The organism is Actinomadura rubteroloni (genome assembly GCF_002911665.1).
In the GTDB taxonomy this organism is placed as follows: Bacteria; Actinomycetota; Actinomycetes; order Streptosporangiales; family Streptosporangiaceae; genus Spirillospora; species Spirillospora rubteroloni.
In genome coordinates, this window is the sequence record NZ_MTBP01000002.1 from 1 (window position 1) to 20,369 (window position 20,369).

At 73.2% G+C, this 20,369-nt stretch carries 16 protein-coding genes and 1 rRNA gene; 7 read left to right on the forward strand and 10 right to left on the reverse strand.

Translation table 11 applies throughout. The annotated features are described in order from the left end of the window. Nucleotides 1-95, reverse strand: a 16S ribosomal RNA gene (locus BTM25_RS11445); the annotation flags it as partial. Between the two features lie 703 nt (nucleotides 96-798). Here BTM25_RS11445 and BTM25_RS11450 point away from each other — a divergent pair. Continuing rightward, nucleotides 799-1,524: a hypothetical protein gene (locus BTM25_RS11450; RefSeq protein WP_103562904.1), complete on the forward strand. Its 726-nt coding sequence runs from the start codon at nucleotides 799-801 to the stop codon at nucleotides 1,522-1,524. Here BTM25_RS11450 and BTM25_RS11455 read toward each other — a convergent pair. After that, nucleotides 1,471-2,283 (reverse strand): putative RNA methyltransferase, encoded by an 813-nt coding sequence (locus BTM25_RS11455; protein WP_103562905.1) that lies wholly within the window; start codon nucleotides 2,281-2,283, stop codon nucleotides 1,471-1,473. The genes BTM25_RS11450 and BTM25_RS11455 overlap by 54 nt on opposite strands. 7 nt (nucleotides 2,284-2,290) lie before the next feature. Beyond that, entirely contained in the window at nucleotides 2,291-2,641 is a 351-nt protein-coding gene (gene trxA, locus BTM25_RS11460; protein WP_103562906.1) for a thioredoxin, read from the reverse strand. Nucleotides 2,642-2,773: 132 nt separating this feature from the next. Here trxA and BTM25_RS11465 point away from each other — a divergent pair, with 132 nt between their 5' ends. Then, complete coding sequence (locus BTM25_RS11465; protein WP_103562907.1) at nucleotides 2,774-3,787, forward strand: sigma-70 family RNA polymerase sigma factor; 1,014 nt, start codon at nucleotides 2,774-2,776, stop codon at nucleotides 3,785-3,787. Nucleotides 3,788-3,876: 89 nt separating this feature from the next. Next, on the forward strand, nucleotides 3,877-5,214 hold the full coding sequence (locus BTM25_RS11470) for a class II 3-deoxy-7-phosphoheptulonate synthase (protein ID WP_407923380.1): 1,338 nt from the start codon (nucleotides 3,877-3,879) through the stop codon (nucleotides 5,212-5,214). Between the two features lie 30 nt (nucleotides 5,215-5,244). Here BTM25_RS11470 and BTM25_RS11475 read toward each other — a convergent pair whose 3' ends face one another. Genes BTM25_RS11475 through BTM25_RS11485 form a run of 3 tightly spaced genes read right to left on the reverse strand, consistent with a single transcriptional unit; the run spans nucleotide 5,245 to nucleotide 8,162 of the window. After that, nucleotides 5,245-5,613 (reverse strand): ATP-binding protein, encoded by a 369-nt coding sequence (locus BTM25_RS11475; protein ID WP_235828370.1) that lies wholly within the window; start codon nucleotides 5,611-5,613, stop codon nucleotides 5,245-5,247. Between the two features lie 34 nt (nucleotides 5,614-5,647). Further along, entirely contained in the window at nucleotides 5,648-5,977 is a 330-nt protein-coding gene (locus tag BTM25_RS11480; RefSeq protein WP_103562910.1) for an STAS domain-containing protein, read from the reverse strand. A gap of 31 nt (nucleotides 5,978-6,008) precedes the next feature. Beyond that, a complete protein-coding gene (locus BTM25_RS11485) occupies nucleotides 6,009-8,162 on the reverse strand; it encodes a SpoIIE family protein phosphatase (protein WP_103562911.1) in 2,154 nt (717 codons plus the stop codon). A 288-nt stretch (nucleotides 8,163-8,450) separates the two neighbouring features. On the opposite strand from BTM25_RS11485, the gene BTM25_RS11490 reads away from it, so the two are divergent. The 3 genes from BTM25_RS11490 to BTM25_RS29620 all read left to right on the forward strand — a co-directional run bounded on the left by BTM25_RS11490 (nucleotide 8,451) and on the right by BTM25_RS29620 (nucleotide 14,684). Next, nucleotides 8,451-12,650 (forward strand): HAMP domain-containing protein, encoded by a 4,200-nt coding sequence (locus tag BTM25_RS11490; RefSeq protein WP_235828371.1) that lies wholly within the window; start codon nucleotides 8,451-8,453, stop codon nucleotides 12,648-12,650. A gap of 33 nt (nucleotides 12,651-12,683) precedes the next feature. After that, complete coding sequence (locus BTM25_RS11495; protein ID WP_103562913.1) at nucleotides 12,684-13,325, forward strand: response regulator; 642 nt, start codon at nucleotides 12,684-12,686, stop codon at nucleotides 13,323-13,325. 90 nt (nucleotides 13,326-13,415) lie between these two features. Then, a complete protein-coding gene (locus BTM25_RS29620; protein ID WP_103562914.1) occupies nucleotides 13,416-14,684 on the forward strand; it encodes an urease accessory protein UreH domain-containing protein in 1,269 nt (422 codons plus the stop codon). Here BTM25_RS29620 and gltX read toward each other — a convergent pair. Beyond that, entirely contained in the window at nucleotides 14,671-16,068 is a 1,398-nt protein-coding gene (gene gltX, locus BTM25_RS11505; protein WP_103562915.1) for a glutamate--tRNA ligase, read from the reverse strand. The two genes, BTM25_RS29620 and gltX, sit on opposite strands and share 14 nt — an antisense overlap. Nucleotides 16,069-16,109: 41 nt before the next feature. Next, complete coding sequence (locus BTM25_RS11510) at nucleotides 16,110-16,610, reverse strand: HAD domain-containing protein (RefSeq protein WP_103562916.1); 501 nt, start codon at nucleotides 16,608-16,610, stop codon at nucleotides 16,110-16,112. A gap of 123 nt (nucleotides 16,611-16,733) precedes the next feature. Between BTM25_RS11510 and BTM25_RS11515 the strand changes: the two genes are divergently transcribed. Continuing rightward, a complete protein-coding gene (locus tag BTM25_RS11515; protein ID WP_103562917.1) occupies nucleotides 16,734-17,546 on the forward strand; it encodes a PIG-L family deacetylase in 813 nt (270 codons plus the stop codon). A gap of 4 nt (nucleotides 17,547-17,550) precedes the next feature. On the opposite strand, the gene BTM25_RS11520 is transcribed toward BTM25_RS11515, so the two are convergent. Both BTM25_RS11520 and BTM25_RS11525 read right to left on the reverse strand, forming a co-directional pair. Beyond that, a complete protein-coding gene (locus tag BTM25_RS11520) occupies nucleotides 17,551-18,714 on the reverse strand; it encodes an ARPP-2 domain-containing protein (protein WP_103562918.1) in 1,164 nt (387 codons plus the stop codon). Next, nucleotides 18,711-20,138 carry a hypothetical protein gene (locus tag BTM25_RS11525; protein ID WP_103562919.1) on the reverse strand — a complete coding sequence of 476 codons (1,428 nt, stop codon included), beginning with the start codon at nucleotides 20,136-20,138 and terminating at the stop codon, nucleotides 18,711-18,713. Before BTM25_RS11525 ends, BTM25_RS11520 begins: the two co-directional genes overlap by 4 nt. Between the last annotated feature and the right edge of the window lie 231 nt (nucleotides 20,139-20,369).

Here is a 20,369-nt window from a genome sequence, read left to right on the forward strand (position 1 = left end):
CCGCTCGAGTACCCCGAAGGGCCTTTCCGCTCGACTTGCATGTGTTAAGCACGCCGCCAGCGTTCGTCCTGAGCCAGGATCAAACTCTCCATCAAGGTCCAACGACACACCCAGGGGGCGAACCCCGAACATGCCAAACCTCATGAAGGGATCGAAATCCCAGCATGCCGGTCCAAAAACCGGCTTGCCTCAAAGAAATCCCAGACCACCACGCGAACGCAGTGGCCTCGGGGACGACCCGAACCAAATCGGGCCGTTATAAAGGCACTGGCTTTTAACACGCTGTTGAGTTCTCAAGAAACGGACACCCACCGCGCTCCCACCACTTCCGTGATGCTCGCTCCGGGGCAACCCTTCTAACTTACCGGGAACTTCCCCCCTGTCAAACCCGACCCACCGGACCGAACCTGAACAAGAGACCAGCCCACCCCACACCAAACCAGACGGCCGAAACCGCCACCACGGTCGATCAGAGGAGTCCCACCGGGCCGTCCGCCTCGAAGGCGTCCCGCATCCCGCGCTGGGCTGTGTCCATAACTTTAACACCGCCGGAACAGTGCTTCGCACATCCGTCGCAATCCCGGGACGGCGAACACGGTCCGCTACCCGGACATTGATCCGTAACGACGCCCGGACGGCGTCTATTCCCGCAGATCACCCGCTATGTGCGACAGGTCACAATGCGGTACGGTTCGCACACATCGTGCCGCGCGAAGGACACCGGACCGAGCCGTCCACGTGCGATGCCGGCCAGCCGGAGTGCTTCGGCGCGCCAGCCGGGGTCAGAGAGGAGCGCCCGTGAGCGCACCCGTCGTCCGCAACTCGACGGAACGTCTGGTCGTCGCGGGGACGATCGCCCCGACGATTCATGACGTCCACGCGTGGCGTCTCGCGGTGGCCGGCGGACGCATCGAGGTGCACGCCGATCCGACGCGGTTCCGTCCGATGGACGACCCGTCCGGCCGGAGCCTGCATCTGAGCTGTGGCGCCGTCCTCGTCAACCTGCGGCTGGCGGCTGCCCAGCTCGGCCGTGAGGCGGTGATCCGGCTGCTGCCGGACGCCGGGGACCCGAGGATCCTCGCCTCCGTGCGCCTTACGCGACGGCGGCGCGTCACGCGTGAGGAGCGGCTGCTCTATGCGGCCACGTTGCGCGCCACCCCGCCGAGGGCGGTCGCGGGCGGCAGGAGCGCGCCGGACGTCCGGGCCGTCCAGGAGCTCGCCGACACGGCGCGGCTCGAAGGGGCGACGATGCACGTCCTGCCGGGCGCTGGAACGTGCCGGGCCGTCCTGACCACGGGAGGCGACACCCCGCAGGCGTGGATGCGCGCCGGACGGGCGTTGCAGGCGGTCCTGCTCGCCGCGACGATCCGGTCCGTCGCCGTCTCGTTCCTTTACGAGATCGTGGACGTCCCCGCTCTGGGCGTGCCGGGCGACGTACCGCAGGTCGTCCTGGAGCTGTCGCGCGCCGCGCTACCGGTAGACGGACAGGACGAACGACAGCGGCACCGGGAACGGGTCGGGTAGCTTCCCGATCCGCTCGGCGAGGTCGTCCGCCGGGACGTGGTGCGCGCTCGGCCCCATGCCGACCAGCGTGGCGATCTCGGCGTGCCCGAGGTCGGCGGTCAGGTCGAGGGTGTCGCGGGACGCGAGCGTGAAGGAGCCCGCGAGAGTGTCGTCGGTCCGCTCGTTCTTGCGGTCGTCGACCGTCAGGAGCCCGAGTTCGGCGATGAGGGGCCCGAGGTGCCGGGACGACGGTGTCACGGTGTGCAGGGCGCCGTCGGGACGCAGGACCCGGCGGTACTCGACGGCGTTCCGGGGCGCGAAGACGTTGAGGATCGCGTCCACCGATGCGGCGCGGAGCGGAAGGTCCTGCCAGAGGTCGGCGACGACCGCGCCGATCCGGGGATGGGCGCGCGCGGCGCGGCGGGCGGCGTGCTTGGAGAGGTCGAGCGCTATGCCGGTGGATCCGGGTGCCAGCGCGGCCGCGAGGTAGTGGCCCGTTCCGGCGCCCGCGTCGAGGATCCGACCGGCTCCGCTCAGCCGTCCGGCGAGGGCGGCGGCGAGCGGCGCGAAGTGCCCGGCGCCGAGGAACGCGTCCCGTGCCCGGACCATTTCGGGCGTGTCGGCGGTGCCGGGGCGCGCTCCGCCCGGCAGCAGGTTGGCGTACCCCTGCCGCGCGACGTCGAAGGAGTGGCCGCCGGGGCAGGTCAGGGAGCGGCCACCGAGGGTGAGGGCCTCCGCGCAGAGCGGGCAGCGGAGCGCGTCGAGGACGTCGGCGAGCATCGGCCCGTCACGCCATGCGGCTGCGGACCTCGTCCATGTCGAGGTCCCGCACCGCCTCGATGATCTTCTCCAGGGACGCGGCCGGGACGGCGCCGGGCTCGGCGTACACGATGACGCCGTCGCGGACGGCCATCAGCGTGGGAATGGACGTGATCCCGAAACGTTGTGACAGGTCGGGCTCGGCCTCGGTGTCGACCTTGCCGAACGTGATGTCGGAGTGGGTCTCGGCCGCCTTCTCGAAGACGGGCGCGAACCGTCGGCACGGCCCGCACCAGGCCGCCCAGAAGTCGATGAGGACGATGCCGCCCCCTTGGGCGGTGGCGTCGAAGTTCCCGGCGGTGAGTGTGACGGTCGCCATGTGGTCTCTCCTCTTCCGGGGTATCAGATCAGGGTAGGGCCTTGCCTTACTCCGCAGTATTCCGGAACTGGGAATCTCAGAGCGGTAAATCACGTTCCTCTCTTAGGGAGATCGAACCAGAGAAGGGTCAGGATGGCTGCAACCCGAACCAAGGCGGACAGGGTCGATGCCCCCGACAAGGACCTGGTCGGGGCGTACCTCGACCGGATCGGCCGTACCCCCCTGCTGGACGCGGAGGAGGAGGTCGATCTGGCGAAGGCGATCGAGGGGGGCCTGTACGCGGAACAGTTGCTCGACGAGGGCAGGGTGCCGGACGGCGTCCGTTCCGCCGAGCTGGAGGAGCTGGTGGCGGCCGGGCTGCGCGCCAAGCAGCGCTTCGTCGAGGCCAACCTTCGTCTCGTGGTCTCGATCGCCCGCAAGTACCCGACCGACGCGCTCCCGCTCATCGACCTCATCCAGGAGGGCAACCTCGGGCTGATGCGCGCGGTGGAGAAGTTCGACTACCGGCGGGGGTTCAAGTTCTCGACCTACGCCACGTGGTGGATCCGGCAGGCGATCGGGCGCGGGCTCAGCCACACCGCGCGGACGATCCGGCTGCCCGTCCACGTGGAGGAGGAGCTGTCGCGGCTGCGCAGGGCGGAGCGCCAGCTCGGCCGTGAGCTGGGCCGGGAGCCGAACCGGGACGAGCTGGCGGACGCGGTGGGCGCCGCGCCCGAGCACGTGGACGAGTTGCTGCGCTGGCGGCGGGACCCGGCGAGCCTGGACGCGACCGTCGACGACGCCGGCGAGACGCCGATGGGCGATCTGCTGGAGGACCCGGAGGCGGTGACGCCCGAGGCGGAGGTGCTCGCGCTGGACGACATCGAGGGCCTGGTGCGCCTGCTGGAGCGGCTTCCCGAGCGGGAGGCGGCGATCGTGCGGGCGAGGTTCGGGATGGAGAGCGGGCAGCCGCTGTCGTACGCGCAGATCGGCGCGCGGTACGGGCTGAGCCACAACCGGGTGCGGCAGATCACCGACCGGTCGCTGCGGCGGCTGCGGCAGCTCGCGGTGGACGGGGACCTGTCGGGCCGCCGCCCGGTGCCGGTGCAGGTCGGCGGCGAGCCCCCGGCGGAGCTGGCGGTGGCCGTGCCGGGGCGCGCGGCCTGAGCGGTGCGGGGAGCGGCCCGGACGAGCCGGGAACGTCCGGGCCGCTCCGCGCTTCCGGCACTGGTGCGGGTGCCTTAGCCTTGACATCCGTGAGCACAACCAACGAGCTCGACGTCTGGCGCGGCCTGCCCGCCCTCCAGCAGCCGCAGTGGGACGACCCCGCCGAGGTGCGGGCCGTGGTGGAGGAACTGGCGCAGCTTCCGCCGCTGGTCTTCGCGGGTGAGTGCGACCAGCTCCGCGAACGTCTGGCGGACGTGGCGCGGGGCGAGGCGTTCGTGCTCCAGGGCGGGGACTGCGCGGAGACGTTCGCCGGGTCCAACGCGGACGCGGTGCGCAACAAGCTGAAGACGCTGCTGCAGATGGCGGTGGTGCTCACGTACGCGGCGAGCGTCCCCGTCGTGAAGATCGGCCGCATGGCGGGGCAGTTCGCCAAGCCGCGGTCCAAGCCCGGCGAGGCGCGCGACGGCGTGGAGCTGCCCGCCTACCGGGGCGACATGGTCAACGGGCTGGAGTTCACGCCCGAGGCGCGGCGCAACGATCCGCGGCGGCTGCTGCGGGCCTACCACGCGTCGGCGGTGACGCTGAACCTGTGCCGGGCGTTCACCAAGGGCGGCTACGCGGACCTGCGCCAGGTCCACCGCTGGAACCAGGACTTCGTGGCGCAGAGCCCGGCGGGGCGCCGGTACGAGCGGCTGGCCGGGGAGATCGACCGGGCGCTGACGTTCATGAAGGCGTGCGGCGCGAACCCCGACGAGTTCCACGGCGTGGAGTTCTACTCCAGCCATGAGGCGCTGCTGCTGGAGTACGAGCGGGCGCTGACGCGGGTGGACAGCCTGAGCGGGCTCCCCTACGACGTGTCCGCGCACTTCCTGTGGATCGGTGAGCGGACGCGGCAGCTCGACGGCGCGCACGTGGACTTCCTGAGCCGCATCCGCAACCCGATCGGCGTGAAGCTCGGCCCGACGACGTCGCCGGACGACGCGCTCGCGCTGATCGAGAAGCTGAACCCGGCCGGCGAGCCGGGCCGGCTGACGTTCGTGACGCGGATGGGCGCGGGCCGGGTCCGGGACGCGCTGCCGCCGCTGATCGAGAAGGTGCGGCAGAGCGGCGCGCCGGTGGCGTGGATCTGCGACCCGATGCACGGGAACACGTTCGAGGCGCCGAGCGGGCACAAGACCCGCCGGGTGGACGACGTGCTGGACGAGGTGGCGGGCTTCTTCGAGGTCCACCGGGCGCTCGGGACGCATCCGGGCGGCATCCACATCGAGTTCACCGGCGACGACGTCACCGAGTGCGTGGGCGGCGGCCACCCGATCGTGGAGGGCGACCTGCACCAGCGCTACGAGACGGCCTGCGACCCGCGTCTGAACCGCGGCCAGTCCCTCGACCTGGCGTTCATGGTCGCCGAGCTGTACCGCAAGAGCTGACGCGTCCGGCCCGGGGCGACCCGGGCCGGATCACAGCGTCACTTCGGCCCAGACGACCTTGCCGCCGGTGACGGCCTCGGCGCCCCACGTGCTGGCGAAGCGGTCGACGATGAAAAGGCCGCGGTGGGACTCGTCCAGCGGTCCGGGGACGGTCATGCGCGGCATCTGCGCGGCGCGGTCGCGGACTTCGACGCGGACGCGGCCGGTGCCGCGCAGCAGCCGCAGTTCGAGGGCCGTCCCGGCGTGCCGGACGGCGTTGGCGACGAGTTCGGCGACGATCGCGGTCACCAGTTCCTCGCGGTCCATGAGCGCCCAGGTGCGCATGGTGCGGGTCGCGAGGCGCCGGGCGTACTCGACCGCCTCGGTCTGGGGCGCGGCGCGCAGGGTCGTCTCGGTCATCGGGTCGGTCACTCAGCCTCGCTCGCCGTCACGTTCATGGTGCCGCGCCGTCCCCGGCCTCGGCGATGAGAAAGCGGTCGAGGCCCGTGGTGCGCAGGACGTTCTCAACGCGGCCGTAGGCGCCGGTGACGGTGAGGGTGGCGTTCTGTGCCCGCGCGTGCTTGTACGCGCGGACGAGCACGTTCAGTCCCGAGGAGTCGCAGAAGTCGACCGCGGTCAGATCCACCACGACGTCGCGTTCGCCCGCGTCGACCAGTTCGGTCAGCCGCGAGCGCAGCTCGTCGGAGGAGTGCAGGTCGATAGAACCGCGCGCCGCGATGGTCGCACGGCCGTCCTGCCGCGTCGTCTGCAAGGCCAGCCCCACGCCACCACACCTTACCGATTGTCGGGCTTCATCATGACGCCCGGAGAACGATGAGGGCAACGTCGTCGTTGGACGGCTCCGGGCCGAAGTCGCGGACGGCCCGCTGGATCCGTGCGGCGACGGCGCCCGCGCTGAGTCCCGTGCAGCCGGCCAGGAGCCGTTCCAGGCCCTGCCCGTCGCCGAGGAGCCGGGCGCCGGAACGGCGCTCGGTGACGCCGTCGGTGACGCAGAGCAGGACCTGCCCGCTGCGCAACTCTACGGCGTCGGTGTGGAAGTCGACGCCGTCGAAGACGCCGAGGAGCGGTTGCGGCCCGGCGGCCTCGTGGACGTTGCCGTCGGGGTCGAGGACGAGCGGCGGCGGGTGGCCGGCGCTGGTCAGGGTGATGCTGACGCCGTCGCGGCGCGGCCGGGGCGTGATCTCGCCGTGCAGGAGGGTGAGCAGCCGGGCGCGTTCGCCCTCGCCGAGGATGAGGCGGTTGAGGCGCGTCAGGACGTCGGGGACGGTCATGTCCTCGGCGGCGAGGATGCGCAGCGCGTGCCGGGCGAGGCCGGTGACGGCGGCGGCCTCGGGCCCGGTGCCGCAGACGTCGCCGATCGCGAACCGCCAGCGGGCCGGGACGGCGGGCTGGTCGCCGGACGGGAACACGTCGTAGAAGTCGCCGCCCACCTCGTGCCCCTCCCCCGCCGGCTCGTACACGACGGCGACCTCCAGGCCCGGGATGTCGGGGATGCCGGGCGGGAGCAGGCTGCGCTGCAGGGCGCTGCTCATCGTGGTCTGCTCGGAGTAGAGGCGGGCGTTGTCGACGGCGAGGGCGGCGCGGCGGCTCAGTTCCTCGGCGAGTTCGATGGCGCTGCGCGGGAACCGGTCGCCGGGCGGACGGCCGATGACGAGCGAGCCGATGCGCCGGCCGCGCGCGATGAGCGGGAACGCGTGGGCGACGTCGTCGGCGGTCTCGCGGGCGGCGGCGCGGACGGCGTCGGGAGCGTCGGCGAGCGCGTTCCACGGGCCCGGCGCCTCGGGTTCGGGGACCGTTCCGGCGCGGGTGAGCAGGTCGCGCAGGGCGTCGGCGCGGTTCTCGTCGGCGTGCCACACGTAGGCGAGGCGGCCGGGATCGCCGTCGCCGGCGCTGTAGATGGCGCACCAGGTGGCGAGGCGCGGCACGACGAGCTGCGCCACGAGCGCCATCGTGCGCTCCTGGTCGAGGGTTCCGGCGAGGAGGTCGCTGGCCTCGGCGACGAAGCTGAGCCAGCCCCGCCAGGACCGTTCCAGCTCGCCGATCCTGGCCTTCTCCAGCGCGAGCGACAGCTCGCCCGCGAGGCGGCCGAGCCGGACGCCGTCGGCGTCGGAGAAGCGGTCGGGGACGGCGGCGGTCGCGACGAGGAAGCCGGTGAGGCGCCCTTCGGCGTCCAGCGGCGCGGCGGCCAGGGACCGGGCGTGCAGGGCGGCGGCGAGCGGGTCGGCGGCGTCGGCGGTGATCCAGGCGCGGCCGGCGCGGGCCTCGGGTCCGAGGTCGACGACGGACGGGGCTCCGGCGGGCGCGTCCAGCGGGAGGCCGGTCGCGGCGCCGACGACGAGCGTGCCGTCGCGTTCGGTGAGCAGGACGGCGGCGGCGTCGGCCTTGAGCGCCTCGCGGGCGGACGCGGCGGCGTCCTCCAGGGCCTCGCGGGCGGCGGGCGAGCGCAGCAGCCGGTCCCCGGCGATGGTGAGCGCCGTCGCGGGCGCGGCCGGGTCGGTCTCGGCGGGCTTGGGGGCGGCGCGGCGGCGGGACCGTCCGGCGTCCTTGAGGCGCGGGACGGGCAGGTCCTGGCCGCCGCCCGCCGGGATGCGGAACCAGATGCCCTTGGTGCGGCGGTCGTAGGTGACGCCCCACGCGGTGGCGAGCCGCGCGATGGACGGCAGCCCGCGTCCGCTGGTGGCGTTGATGCCGGGCATCTCGGGGGCGCGGGTGGGGTGCAGGTCGCGGACCTCGATCCGGACCTCGTCGCCCTGGCGGGCGCAGCAGACCTCGAAGGACGTGCCCGCGTAGGTCACGGCGTTGGTGGCGAGTTCGCTGGTGGCGAGGACGGCGTCGTCCACGGCGGCGGGCATGCCCCAGTCGGTGAGGACGGTGCGGACGAACCGCCGGGCGTCGGCGACGGACTCGGCGGCGGACGGGAAGGTGGCCGAAACCGTCTGCCCATCCACCAGTCGTTTCCTCACATGCGACGATTCCCGCGGTCCTGGCTATCGTGGCAGACGGGCCGACCGCCCGGCCAGCGGATGGCGCGAGGCGCGGTGGCAGCGCGGCGCGATCTTGCCGCCACAATACGTACAGACCGTAACACAAGCATTACGAAGTTCGGTGCCTTAGGGCGTCCGGGCACCGTACGGTCGGGTTCCACCGCCGCCGCGACGTAGAGTGAAAGATGCGGCCCGGACGAGGCGCCCGTCCTTTCCGGGCCTCCCGCATCGCGGGTGAGGAGGATGGAGAGCATGCCCCGAACCGCGTCCCGTACCGGTCAGGGCGTCCGTGCCGCGGGCGCGTCGCCGAAGGACACGACGCCGCGGTACAGCGACGCCGACCTGCAACCGCTGCTGCGCGCCCTCGCGGCGGTGCGCGACGGCCGGCTGCGCGCCGACGTCGACGTGCCCGGCGAGGGAGCGGTGGCGCAGGCCGCCGCGATCCTCGACGAGATCCGCGAGAACGGCCACCATCTGTCCGCCGAGCTGGGCCGGGTGCGCCAGGAGATCGGCCGCGACGGGCGGCTGCTCGGCCGCGTCCGCACCGCGCAGATGCGCGGGCAGTGGGCGTCGGCCGCCGAGGACACCAACGCGATCGTCGGGAAGCTGACGGAGCTGGCGACCGGGATGCACCGCGTGGTCGAGGCCGTCGCCAAGGGCGACCTGACGCAGCGGGTGGACCTGCGGGTGAACGGGCGGCCGATGCGCGGCGAGCTGCTGCGGATGGCGCGGTCGGTGAACTCGATGGTGGAGCTGCTGGACCAGTTCACCTGGGAGGTCACGCAGTTCTCCCGCGAGGTCGGCACCGAGGGGCGCCTCGGCGGGAAGGCGTCGGCGAAGGGCATGACGGGCCGCTGGCGGGACGCGACGGCCGCGGTGAACGTCATGGCGAGCCGGCTGACGGCGCAGGTCCGCGACATCGCCGAGGTGACCACGGCGGTGGCGTCCGGGGACCTGACCCGCAAGGTCACCGTGGAGGCGACCGGTGAGCTGCAGGAGCTGAAGCTCACCGTGAACACGATGGTGGACCAGCTCTCCGGGTTCGCCGACGAGGTCACCCGTGTCGCCCGCGAGGTCGGCACCGAGGGGCAGCTCGGCGGGCAGGCCAACGTGCGGGGCGTCAGCGGGGTCTGGAAGGACCTCACCGACAACGTCAACGCGATGGCGAACAACCTGACGTACCAGGTCCGCAACATCGCCCAGGTCACCACGGCCGTAGCGGAGGGCGACCTCGGCAAGAAGATCACTGTCGACGCCCAGGGCGAGATCCTCCAGCTCAAGAACACGATCAACCAGATGGTGGACACGCTGTCCGCCTTCGCCGACGAGGTCACCCGTGTCGCCCGCGAGGTCGGCACCGAGGGACGGCTCGGCGGGCAGGCGCGGGTCCCGGGCGTCAGCGGCGTCTGGAAGGACCTGACGAACAACGTCAACGGCATGGCGTCCAACCTGACGTACCAGGTCCGCAACATCGCGCAGGTCACCACGGCCGTGGCCGAGGGCGACCTCGGCAAGAAGATCACCGTCGACGCCCAGGGCGAGATCCTCCAGCTCAAGGACACCATCAACACGATGGTCGACACCCTGTCCGCCTTCGCCGACGAAGTAACCCGTGTGGCCCGCGAGGTCGGCACCGAAGGACGGCTCGGCGGCCAGGCGCGGGTCCCGGGCGTAAGCGGCGTCTGGAAGGACCTCACCGACAACGTCAACTCGATGGCCAACAACCTGACCACGCAGGTCCGCGGGATCGCGCAGGTCACGACGGCCGTCGCGCAGGGCGACCTCGGCAAGAAGATCTCGGTGGACGCACAGGGCGAGATCCTCCAGCTCAAGGACACCATCAACACGATGGTCGACACCCTGTCCGCCTTCGCCGACGAGGTCAGCCGCGTCGCCCGCGAGGTCGGCACCGAGGGACGCCTCGGCGGCCAGGCGATCGTGCCCGGCGCGGGCGGCATGTGGCGGGACCTCACCGAGAACGTCAACCGGATGGCGTCCAACCTGACCTACCAGGTCCGCAACATCGCCCAGGTCGCGACGGCGGTCGCCCACGGCGACCTGACCCGCCGCATCGACGTGGACGCGCAGGGCGAGATCCTGGAGCTGAAGACGACGCTGAACACGATGGTGGACACGCTGTCGTCGTTCGCGTCCGAGGTCACCCGCGTGGCCAAGGAGGTCGGCAGCGAGGGACGGCTCGGCGGCCAGGCCGAGGTCGAGGGCGTCTCGGGGACGTGGAAGCGCCTCACCGAGAGCGTGAACGAGCTGGCGTCCAACCTGACCACGCAGGTCCGCGCGATCGGCGAGGTCGCGAGCGCGGTCGCGACCGGCGACCTGACCCGGACGATCACCGTCGCGGCGCGCGGCGAGGTCGCGGAGCTGAAGGACAACGTCAACCTCATGGTCGCGACGCTGCGGGAGAGCACGCGCGCCAACGAGGAGCAGGACTGGCTGAAGACGAACCTGGCGCGGATCGGCGGCCTCATGCAGGGCCACCGGGACATGATGCAGGTCGCCGAGCTGATCATGCGGGAGCTGACGCCGACGGCGAGCGCGCAGTACGGCGCGTTCTACCTGGCCGAGGAGGACGGCGACGAGACCGAGCTGGTGCTGCTCGCCGGGTACGGGGTGAAGCGCGGCCTGGCCGGGTCGGTGTCGTTCGGGCTCGGCGAGGGCCTGGTCGGGCAGGCCGCGCAGGAGCGCCGGACGATCCTCATCTCCGACGCCCCCGCCGACCATGTCAAGATCCGGTCGGGCCTCGGCGAGTCCGTGCCGGTGAACATCATCGTCCTGCCGATCGTCTTCGAGGACACGGTGCTCGGCGCGATCGAGCTGGCGGCGTTCAGCCGGTTCACCGACGTCCACCTGGCGTTCTTCAGCCAGCTCATCGAGACGATCGGCGTGACGCTCAACGCGATCAGCGCCAACACCCGCACCGAGGCGCTGCTCGGCGAGTCCCAGCGGCTCGCCCAGGAGCTGCAGGAACGCTCCGACGAGTTGCAGCGCCAGCAGGGCGAGCTGCGGCACTCCAACACCGAGCTGGAGGAGAAGGCGGCGCTGCTGGCCCAGCAGAACCGCGCGATCGAGATCCAGAACTTCCAGATCGAGCAGGCACGGCGGACGCTGGAGGAGCGCGCGCAGCAGCTCGCGGTGTCGTCGCGGTACAAGTCGGAGTTCCTGGCGAACATGTCGCACGAGCTGCGGACGCCGCTGAACAGCCTGCTGGTGCTGGCCAAGCTGCTGTCGGAGAACCCCGGCGGGAACCTCACCGACAAGCAGGTCGAGTTCGCGCGGACGATCTACGGTTCGGGCACCGACCTGCTGGAGCTGATCAACGACATCCTCGACCTGGCGAAGGTCGAGGCGGGCAAGATGGAGCTGCATCCGCAGCGGCTCTCGGTGGCGGCGCTGGTGGACTACGTGGAGGCGACGTTCCGTCCGCTGTCGACCGACAAGGGGCTGCGGTTCGGGGTGGAGGTCGCGCCGGACGTCCCGGCCGTCCTGCTGACCGACGAGCAGCGGCTCCAGCAGGTGCTGCGCAACCTGCTGTCCAACGCGGTGAAGTTCACCGCCGAGGGCGAGGTGCGGCTGCGGATCGAGCGCGCCGGGGACATCGAGTTCACGCTGCCGACCCTGTGGACGACCCCGGACGTCCTGGCGTTCCGCGTGATCGACACCGGCATCGGCGTCAGCGCCGACAAGCTCCAGGTGATCTTCGAGGCGTTCCAGCAGGCGGACGGGACGACCAGCCGCCGCTACGGCGGCACCGGCCTCGGCCTCTCGATCAGCCGGAACATCGCGCGGCTGCTCGGCGGCGAGATCCACGCCGAGAGCGAGCCGGGGCGCGGCAGCGTGTTCACGCTGTACCTCCCGGCTCAGTACACCGAGCCGGACGGGCGGCGGCGCACGCTGCCCCCCGCCGAGGAGCAGATCGCCGCGCCGGCCGAGCCGTCCTCCGGCGGCGCCGAGCCGGTGGCCGAGGCGCCCGGCGGCGAGGAGGACGCGGGCGAGCCCGCACTGACCGGGACGTTCGCCGAGCCGCCCGCCGACTACCTCGACACGGTCCTGTCGGGCCGCAAGGTGCTGATCGTGGACGACGACGTCCGCAACGTGTTCGCCCTGACCAGCGTGCTGGAGGGGTACGGCATGGACGTGCTGTACGCCGAGGACGGGCAGGCGGGCATCAACGTCCTGCACCGCCACCCGGACATCTCGCTGGTCCTGATGGACGTGATGATGCCCGGCCTCGACGGGTACGCGACGACGGCGGCGATCCGCGACATGCCGCAGTTCGCCGACCTGCCGATCATCGTGATCACGGCGAAGGTGATGAAGGGCGACCGGGAGCGGAGCCTTGAGTCGGGGGCGTCGGACTATGTGCCGAAGCCGGTGGACGTCGATCACCTGCTGGACGTGATGCGCAACTGGCTGCAACCGTCCGTGGTTCGATAGACGGGAGCCGGACCGAGCGGGAGGGGGCGGGGCGTGGACGACAGGGCGAAGATCCTTCTCGTGGACGACCGGGAGGAGAACCTCATCGCGCTGGAGGCGATCCTCAGCTCGCTCGACCAGGAGCTGGTCCGCGCCCGGTCCGGCGAGGAGGCGCTGAAGGCGCTGCTCACCGGCGAGTACGCGGTGATCCTGCTGGACGTCGTGATGCCCGGGATGGACGGGTTCGAGACGGCCCGCGACATCAAGCGCCGCCGCAAGACGCGCGACCTGCCGATCATCTTCCTGACGGCGGTGAACAGCGACCCCGACTACGCGTTCCGGGGGTACGCGGCGGGCGCGGTGGACTTCATCTCCAAGCCGTTCGACCCGTGGGTGCTGCGCGCGAAGGTGTCGGTGTTCGTGGAGCTGCACGCCAAGAACAAGCAGCTCCGCGAGCAGACGGCGCGGCTGCGCGAGCAGGCCGCGCAACTGCGGGACCAGTCGGCGCTGCTGGCGGCGCGGGCGGGCGGCGAGGCGGCGGCGCCCGACGGCGGCGCGCGCGAGCGGCTTCAGGCCGTCCGGGACCAGGTGGACGCGGTCGTCAAGCGGACGGGCGACGGCGCCGAGACGGAGATCGCCGAGCTGCGGCGCCGGCTCGACGAGCTGGACGCGGCGCTCGGCGGCGCCCGGGAGTGACGCCCGCGCCGGACGGTCGCTGAAACGTCACCGTCGCGCCACGCTTGGCGATTCGTCCCGATGGGGACTGTTTCGCGGCGGAGGTGGGACATGGACGCCACCGCACTTTTCCTCGCAGGCGCCGGCGGCGGGCTGCTCGCCGGGGCGACGTCCTGCGCGGCCGTGCAGCTCGGACTGCTGGCGGGCGCCGTACGGGACGCCCGGCGGCCCGCGGCGCCGGTCACCGCGTTCCTGGGCGCGAAGCTGGCCGCGCACACGGCGCTCGGCGCGCTGCTGGGCGTGGCGGGCGCCGGCGTCCAGCCGGGCCCGCGCTGGCGCGGCGCGTTCCTGGTCGGCGCGGCCGTCGTGCTGCTGCTGTTCGCCCTCGACATGGCGGGCGTCCGCCGCCCGTCCCGGCGCCGCCGCCCGGACGCGCGGCCCGCGCACGCGTGCGCACCCGGCGCCGATCTGAACCTTGATCGCGCGGCTAGGGCGCGGCCTGCGTGCGCACCCGTCCGTCCGCGCACGGACGGACGCACGCCGGACCGGCCGGGCAGCGCCCACGAATGCGCTCCACACGCGCCAGGCGGCGCGGCCGAACGCGGGCCGGACACGCCGGACGGCACGACGGACGGCACGGCGGACGGCACGGCGGACGGCACGGCGGACGGCACGGCGGACGGCACGGCGGACGGCGCCGCGGACGGCGCCGCGGACGGCGCCGCGGAGGGCACGGCGGAGGAACCGGGCGGTGCCGGTGGTGGGGGGCGGCGGTGGCGGCGGCCGGTCGTGGCCGGGGCGGCGACCCTGCTGGTGCCGTGCGGGCTGACGTTGTCGGCGGAGCTGCTGGCCGTCACGTCGCGGTCGCCGGTGGGCGGGGCGGCGGTGATGGCGGGGTTCGTGCTCGGCACGGTTCCGGTGTTCGCGCTCGCGGGCCTTGCGGCCGGGCGCGTGATGACGCTGCTGCGCGGGCGGCTGACGGCGCTGCTCACGGCGGCGCTCGTGCTGGTCGCGGGCTGGACGCTGCTGTCGGGGCTCCGGCTCGGCGGGTGGCTGCCGGACGGCGGGACGGCGGCGGCGGACGCGGCGCGGTTCGTGCGGACGGACCCGTCCGGCGTGCAGGTCGTCACGCTGTGGGCGCTGACGAACGGGTACCGGCCCGCGCTGCTCACCGCGCGGGCCGGGGTGCCGACCGTCCTGGAGGTCCGGACGCGGAACACGCACGGCCACACCAGGGTGCTGACGATCCCGGCGCGGAACCGGGACGTCGCGCTGCCCGAGACCGGTACGACGCGCGTCGACCTCGGCGTGCCGGGGCGCGGCCGGATGCGGTTCGTGTGCGCGTCCGGCCACTACCCCGGCGCGGTCACGTTCCGCTGAGGCGGGCGCGGGCGGCGGCGATGCGGGCGAGGACGGTCTCGCGGCCGAGGATCTCCAGGGACTCGAACAGCGGGAGCCCGACCGTCCGGCCGGTGACGGCGACGCGCACCGGCGCCTGGGTCTTGCCGAGCTTCAGCCCGTGCGCGGCGCCGACGGCCTCCAGCCGGGTCTTCAGCTCCTCGGCGTTCCACGGCGCGTCCCGGTAGGCGTCCTCGGCGCCGGCGAGGACGGCGGCGGCGGGCTCTTTCATCGCCTTGGCCCAGGACGCCTCGTCCTCGGCTGGCGCGGGCAGGAACGCGAAGTCCACCATCGGGACGATCTCCGACAGCACCGCGACGCGGGTCTGGGCGAGCGGCGCGAGCTGCGCGAACACCGCCGGGTCGTAGTCGAAGGGCGCGGCGTCCAGGAACGGGACGCAGGCGGCGGCGAACGCGTCGGGCGCGAGCATCCGGATGTAGTCGCCGTTGATCGCGCGGAGCTTCTTGACGTCGAAGAACGCCGGGGAGCTGTTAACCTCCTCGATCCGGAACTCGGACACGATCTCGTCCCAGGGGACGATCTCCCGGTCCCCCGCGGGCGCCCAGCCGAGCAGCATCAGGTAGTTGCGCATCGCCTCGGCGAGGTAGCCCTCGGCGCGGTAGTCCTCCAGCGCGACCTTGTCGCGGCGCTTGGACAGCTTCTGCCGCTTCTCGTTGACGATCACCGGGACGTGCGCCCACACCGGGGGCTCGGCGCCGAGCGCGTCCCACAGGAGCTGCTGCTTGGGCGCGTTGGACAGGTGTTCCTCGCCGCGCACGACGTGGGTGATGCCCTGGGAGATGTCGTCGACGGCGTTGGCGAGCAGGAACGTCACCGACCCGTCCGCGCGGGCGATGACGAAGTCCTCGAGCAGGGCGTTCTCGAACACCGGCTTGCCGCGCAGCAGGTCCACGACGGTGGTCTGGCCTTCGTCGGGGGTGCGGAAGCGCAGCGCGCGGCCGGGGCCGGGCTCCAGGCCGCGGTCGCGGCAGTGCCCGTCGTAGCCCTTGTGGGAGTCGCCGGTGCGGGCGACGATCGCGTCGCGGGTGCAGTCGCAGTAGTAGGCGCGGCCGTCGGCGCGCAGCCGCTCGGCGGCCTCGGTGTGCTTCCCGGCGTTGGCGGACTGGAAGTGGGGGCCTTCGTACTCGCCGCCGTCCATGCCGAGCCAGGCCAGCGCGCTGACGATGCCCTCGGTCCATTCGGGACTGTTGCGGGACGCGTCGGTGTCCTCGATGCGCAGCACGAACGTCCCGCCGGTCTGGCGGGCCATCGCCCAGTTGAACAGGGCGGAGCGGGCGCCGCCGACGTGGAACATGCCGGTCGGCGACGGCGCGAAGCGCACACGGATCGAAGACGTGGAAGACATGCCCCAAGCGTAGAACGCGCGCGGCCCCGGTCGCGCCCCGGTTACCGCTCCAGCGCGGCGAGCCAGTCGGCGGCGCGGGCGAAGTGGTCGTCGGTGAGGCCGTGGACGGGGTCGACGGCGACGAGCAGGTGCGGGCCGACGCCGTCCTCGGCGGCGATGCGCTCGGTGGCGTCCGGCTCGTCCTCGAACCACACGAACGGGCGGCCGCCGGTGTAGGCGGCGACGTGCCGGGCCTTCCAGGCGCCGAGCGTGCCGCCCTCGACCGTGCCGGGGAACCTCGGGATCGGGACGTGCGGCAGTTCGGGCAGCCCGACGCGCGGCGCGATCCACTCGTTGGCGGTGGCGCACCAGTAGCTCGCCCAGGCCAGCTCGGCCCCGGTGCGCTCGGCGAGGTCGAGCAGCAGCGGGCCGTGCGCGCGGTTCAGCCACAGCTTGAACGCGATGCCCTCGGGGGCGCACTTGTGCCGTCTGAACCGGCGGCTGGGGCGCTTGCGGGGGTTGAGCACCCCGTCGACGTCCACCAGGAGCAGAGGAGAGCCCATAGTCGCGACCGTATGACAGGAATGTCCGGTGCGGCAGGGTTTTTCGTGCGTCCGGACCGGCCGGTTCCGGTCCGCCGTAGAGTGGACGCACCGGCCGTCCCCTGCCCGAGGAGCCCTCCCGCGATGTCCGACCTGACCCTGATGGCGGTGCACGCCCATCCCGACGACGAGGTGATCGGGACCGGCGGCGTGCTGGCCGCCGCCGCGGCGGAGGGGATCCGGACCGTCCTCGTCACCTGCACCGGCGGCGAGCTGGGCGACGCGCCCGGCGGCGTCAAGCCGGGCGAGCCCGGGCACGACCCGGCCGACGTGGCGCGGCTGCGGCGCGGGGAGCTGGCCGAGTCGGCGCGGCTGCTCGCGATCACGCACGTGGAGACGCTCGGCTACCACGACTCGGGCATGGCGGGCTGGGACGGCAACGCCCGCACCGAGGCGTTCGCGAACGTCCCGGTCGCGGACGCGGCGGCGCGCGTCGCCGAGCTGATGGAACGGTACCGGCCGCAGGTCGTCGTGACCTACGACGAGAACGGCGGCTACGGGCACCCCGACCACATCCAGGCGCACCGGGTGGCCCGGGCCGCGGCCGACGCGACGGGGATCCCGGCGAAGTTCTACTACACCGCCGTGCAGCGCTCGGCGATCCAGGAGCTGTTCTCCCTGGCCGCCGACCTCGGGCTGGACCTCGGCGACGGCCCGCCCGACGACTTCGGCGTCGCCGACGACGTGATCACCACCCGGGTGGACGTGTCGGCGCACGCGGACGTCAAGCGCAAGGCCCTGGAGGCGCACGCCAGCCAGGGCGACGGCGCGTTCCTGCTGAGCCTGCCGCCCGACATCCGCGCCCGCGTGTTCGGGACGGAGATGTTCACCCGCGTTGCCAGCTCCGTCCCGGTCCCCGACGTCGAGGACGACCTGTTCGCGGGCCTGCGCGGCTGAGCGCTCAGCGGCGCAGCGCCGCGCGGTGGTGGTCCAGGACGTGCTGGTGCAGCAGCGTCCCGAACCCGAGCGAGTTCAGCCGCATCGCCAGCTCGCTCTCGCGCTGCCCGAGCGCGGCGGCGGCGTCGGCGAGCCGCCAGCCGTGCGCGGCGAGCGTCCGCAGCAGGAAGCCGCGCCGCACCTGGGTCTCCGAGAGCCGGAACGTCTTGAGGTAGGCGACGCGGCCGTCCCGGTCCAGGATCGCCTCGCCGATGTGGTTCTCGCGGCGCGGGACGAACGGCGGCAGGAACCGGGCGAGGGAGTACGACGGCGCCTCCGGGACGCCCCGGACGTCGAGGTGCTGGACGGTCTCCCACGTCAGGCCGTCCTGGTCGAGGAGCCCGGCGGCCATCGTCTCGTCGTGGAACTCCGCCCACCGGCGCCGCCGCAGCCCCGCCTGCGCCCGCAGGTCCGCGAGGGAGGACACCGACGCGGGGTCGATCGGGTCGGTGAGCGCGGCGGCGGGCAGGCCCGCGGCGGCGTAGCGGTGGACCAGTTCGCCGTACAGGTCCTCGACGAGCGTCGGGTGCAGGGCGCGGTAGTCGTGCGGGTGCGGGACGACGAACACGCTCGCGAGCGCGTCCGCGACGTACACCGCGACGCCGCACTGGCCGGGGTGGATCTCGAAGACGCGCAGCGCGTCGTCCAGGCCGGGGACGGACCGGCCGAGGTAGGCGGCCTCCTCGCGCGGCGACAGGCCGCGCGCGACCGCCCGCCGCGACCACTCGTCCCACAGAATCTCCGGGCCGCCGAAGTGCAGCGCGAGGTAGCCCTCGACGGCCAGGTGCAGCGGCAGGAAGCGCAGCCGGTCGCGGCCGGTGCGCCGCGCCATGCGGCGGGTCGCGCGCACCGGGATCCGGGCGGGCCGCTCCCGGTCGGCCTTCGCGGCGGCGAGCCGGGTGCCGTAGGCGGCGCTGGCCTGGTCGTCGCCCGTCCAGCGCAGGACGTAGGCGTGCGGGATGTAGCTGGCGTAGTAGGTGCCGTCGCCGACGTCCACGATGTCCTCGTGGTGCGCGCGGCGGTCCAGCCGCAGGCCGTGGACGGGCTTGTCGCGCAGCAGCGGCACGAGCCGCAGCGAACCCCGCGTCTGCGCGGGCCCGGTGGTGAGGCCGGTGAGGTCGAGGGTCATCGCTCCTCCAGGAAGCGGGCGACGCGGGCGTCGAGGTGGGCGCGCAGGTCGGCGAGCCCGACGCGGCCCTCGGCGAACCGCGCCAGCTCGACCAGCGACGGCAGGTTCTCGGCGTCGCGGAGCCCGGCGGTGGGGACGCCGGGCGCGAGGCGGCGCACGTCGTAGCCGCCCGCGTCGTAGACGGGGTTGAGGTGCGTGATCTGGACGGCGCCGCCGGGGTCGAGCCGGGTCCGCCAGACGCGCAGGACGTCGGCGGCGAGCCCGTCGGGCGCGTTGTCCCGGCCGTCGGTGACGAGGACGAGCCGGTCCGGCGCGTCGTCCAGGGCGTCGAGGACGCGGTCGCCGAGCGGCGTCGGGCCGTTCGGGTGGGCCATCAGCTCGTCCGTCCGCCCCGACAGCCAGTGCGCGCGGTACCGGCCCGGCGCGGCCAGCGCGGCGAGCAGGAACGACGACGCGAGCGCGACGGCGAGGGGGCGGCGCGGCTTCTGCCCGGACCCGCGGCTGGAGTAGCTGTCGTCCAGGACGGCCGCCACGGTCCCCCACGTGCCCGCGTCGCGTCCGGCGGCCCGCAGCGCGGCGGCGCGCAGCGCGCCGGTCAGCTCGGCGCGGCGGTCCGCGCGGTCGGCGAACGGCAGCGACAGGACGTAGCTCGCGAGCCGGGTCAGCGGCATCGTGGTCAGGTCGGCGGCGACGGACCGCGCGCCGAGGCGGCGGGCGCTCTCCTGGAGCCGCAGCCGCTCCAGCCGGGTCAGGTTCGGCTCGATGCGCTCCAGGAACAGGGCGCGCGGGATGCCGTGCCGGGCCGCGAAGCCTTCCGCGACGGTGTAGGGCAGCTCGTAGACGGCCCGCTTCTCGAAGTGGGCGCGCCGCCACGTCTCCAGGATCGGCGTCTCGTAGCGCGGCCGGGAGAAGGGGGCGAAGAGGAAGTCGCCGAGTTCGCCGTCGGGGCGCAGGCCCGCGTGGCGCAGCGCGATCTTCAGCGCCGTCCGGTACTTGACGGCGTCGAACGCCGGATCGGGCCGGGCCGCCAGCCAGTCGCGGATGATCGCGCGCGTGCGGCGGTTGTTGACGCGCGCGGCGCGCAGGTCGCGGAACAGCCGGTAGACGCGCGGCGCGGGCAGCAGCCGCAGCCGCCGGGCGATGAGGGCGCCCTCGGCGCGGCGGCGGTCACTGGGGACGCCCGCGGTGTGGACGAGCAGCGACCGGGCGATCAGCGCGGCGTTGTGGTCGTTGACGTCCAGCGCGAGCGCGGCGGCGTAGACCTCGCGGTAGTTCTCCCGCATGTAGGCGTGCAGGAAGTCCAGCGAGAGGCGCTGCCCGGCGGCGTCGTCGTAGTGCTCGCGCTGCCCGGTGGAGGTCATCGCGGCGTTGACGAACATGAGCGCGTCCTCGCACGCGACGAGGTCGGCGAGGGTCTCGGTCATGCGGGTCCCCCGGTGGGCGGATGGTCGAGGGCCGGCCGGGGTCGGAGGGAACGAACGTCGAAGCATCGCTTCACAGGCGGGTTCCGGAAGTCGCACCCGAGTCCCGCGGCCGGCTCCCGCACCGTAGCACCGGGTACGTCCGGGTCTCTGGTGGTTTTTCGTGGCCCGCGCGCCCGTGACCCGAGCGGTGTTCTAGGGTTACCCAGCGGTACCCGCCGACGCTGCGAGGAG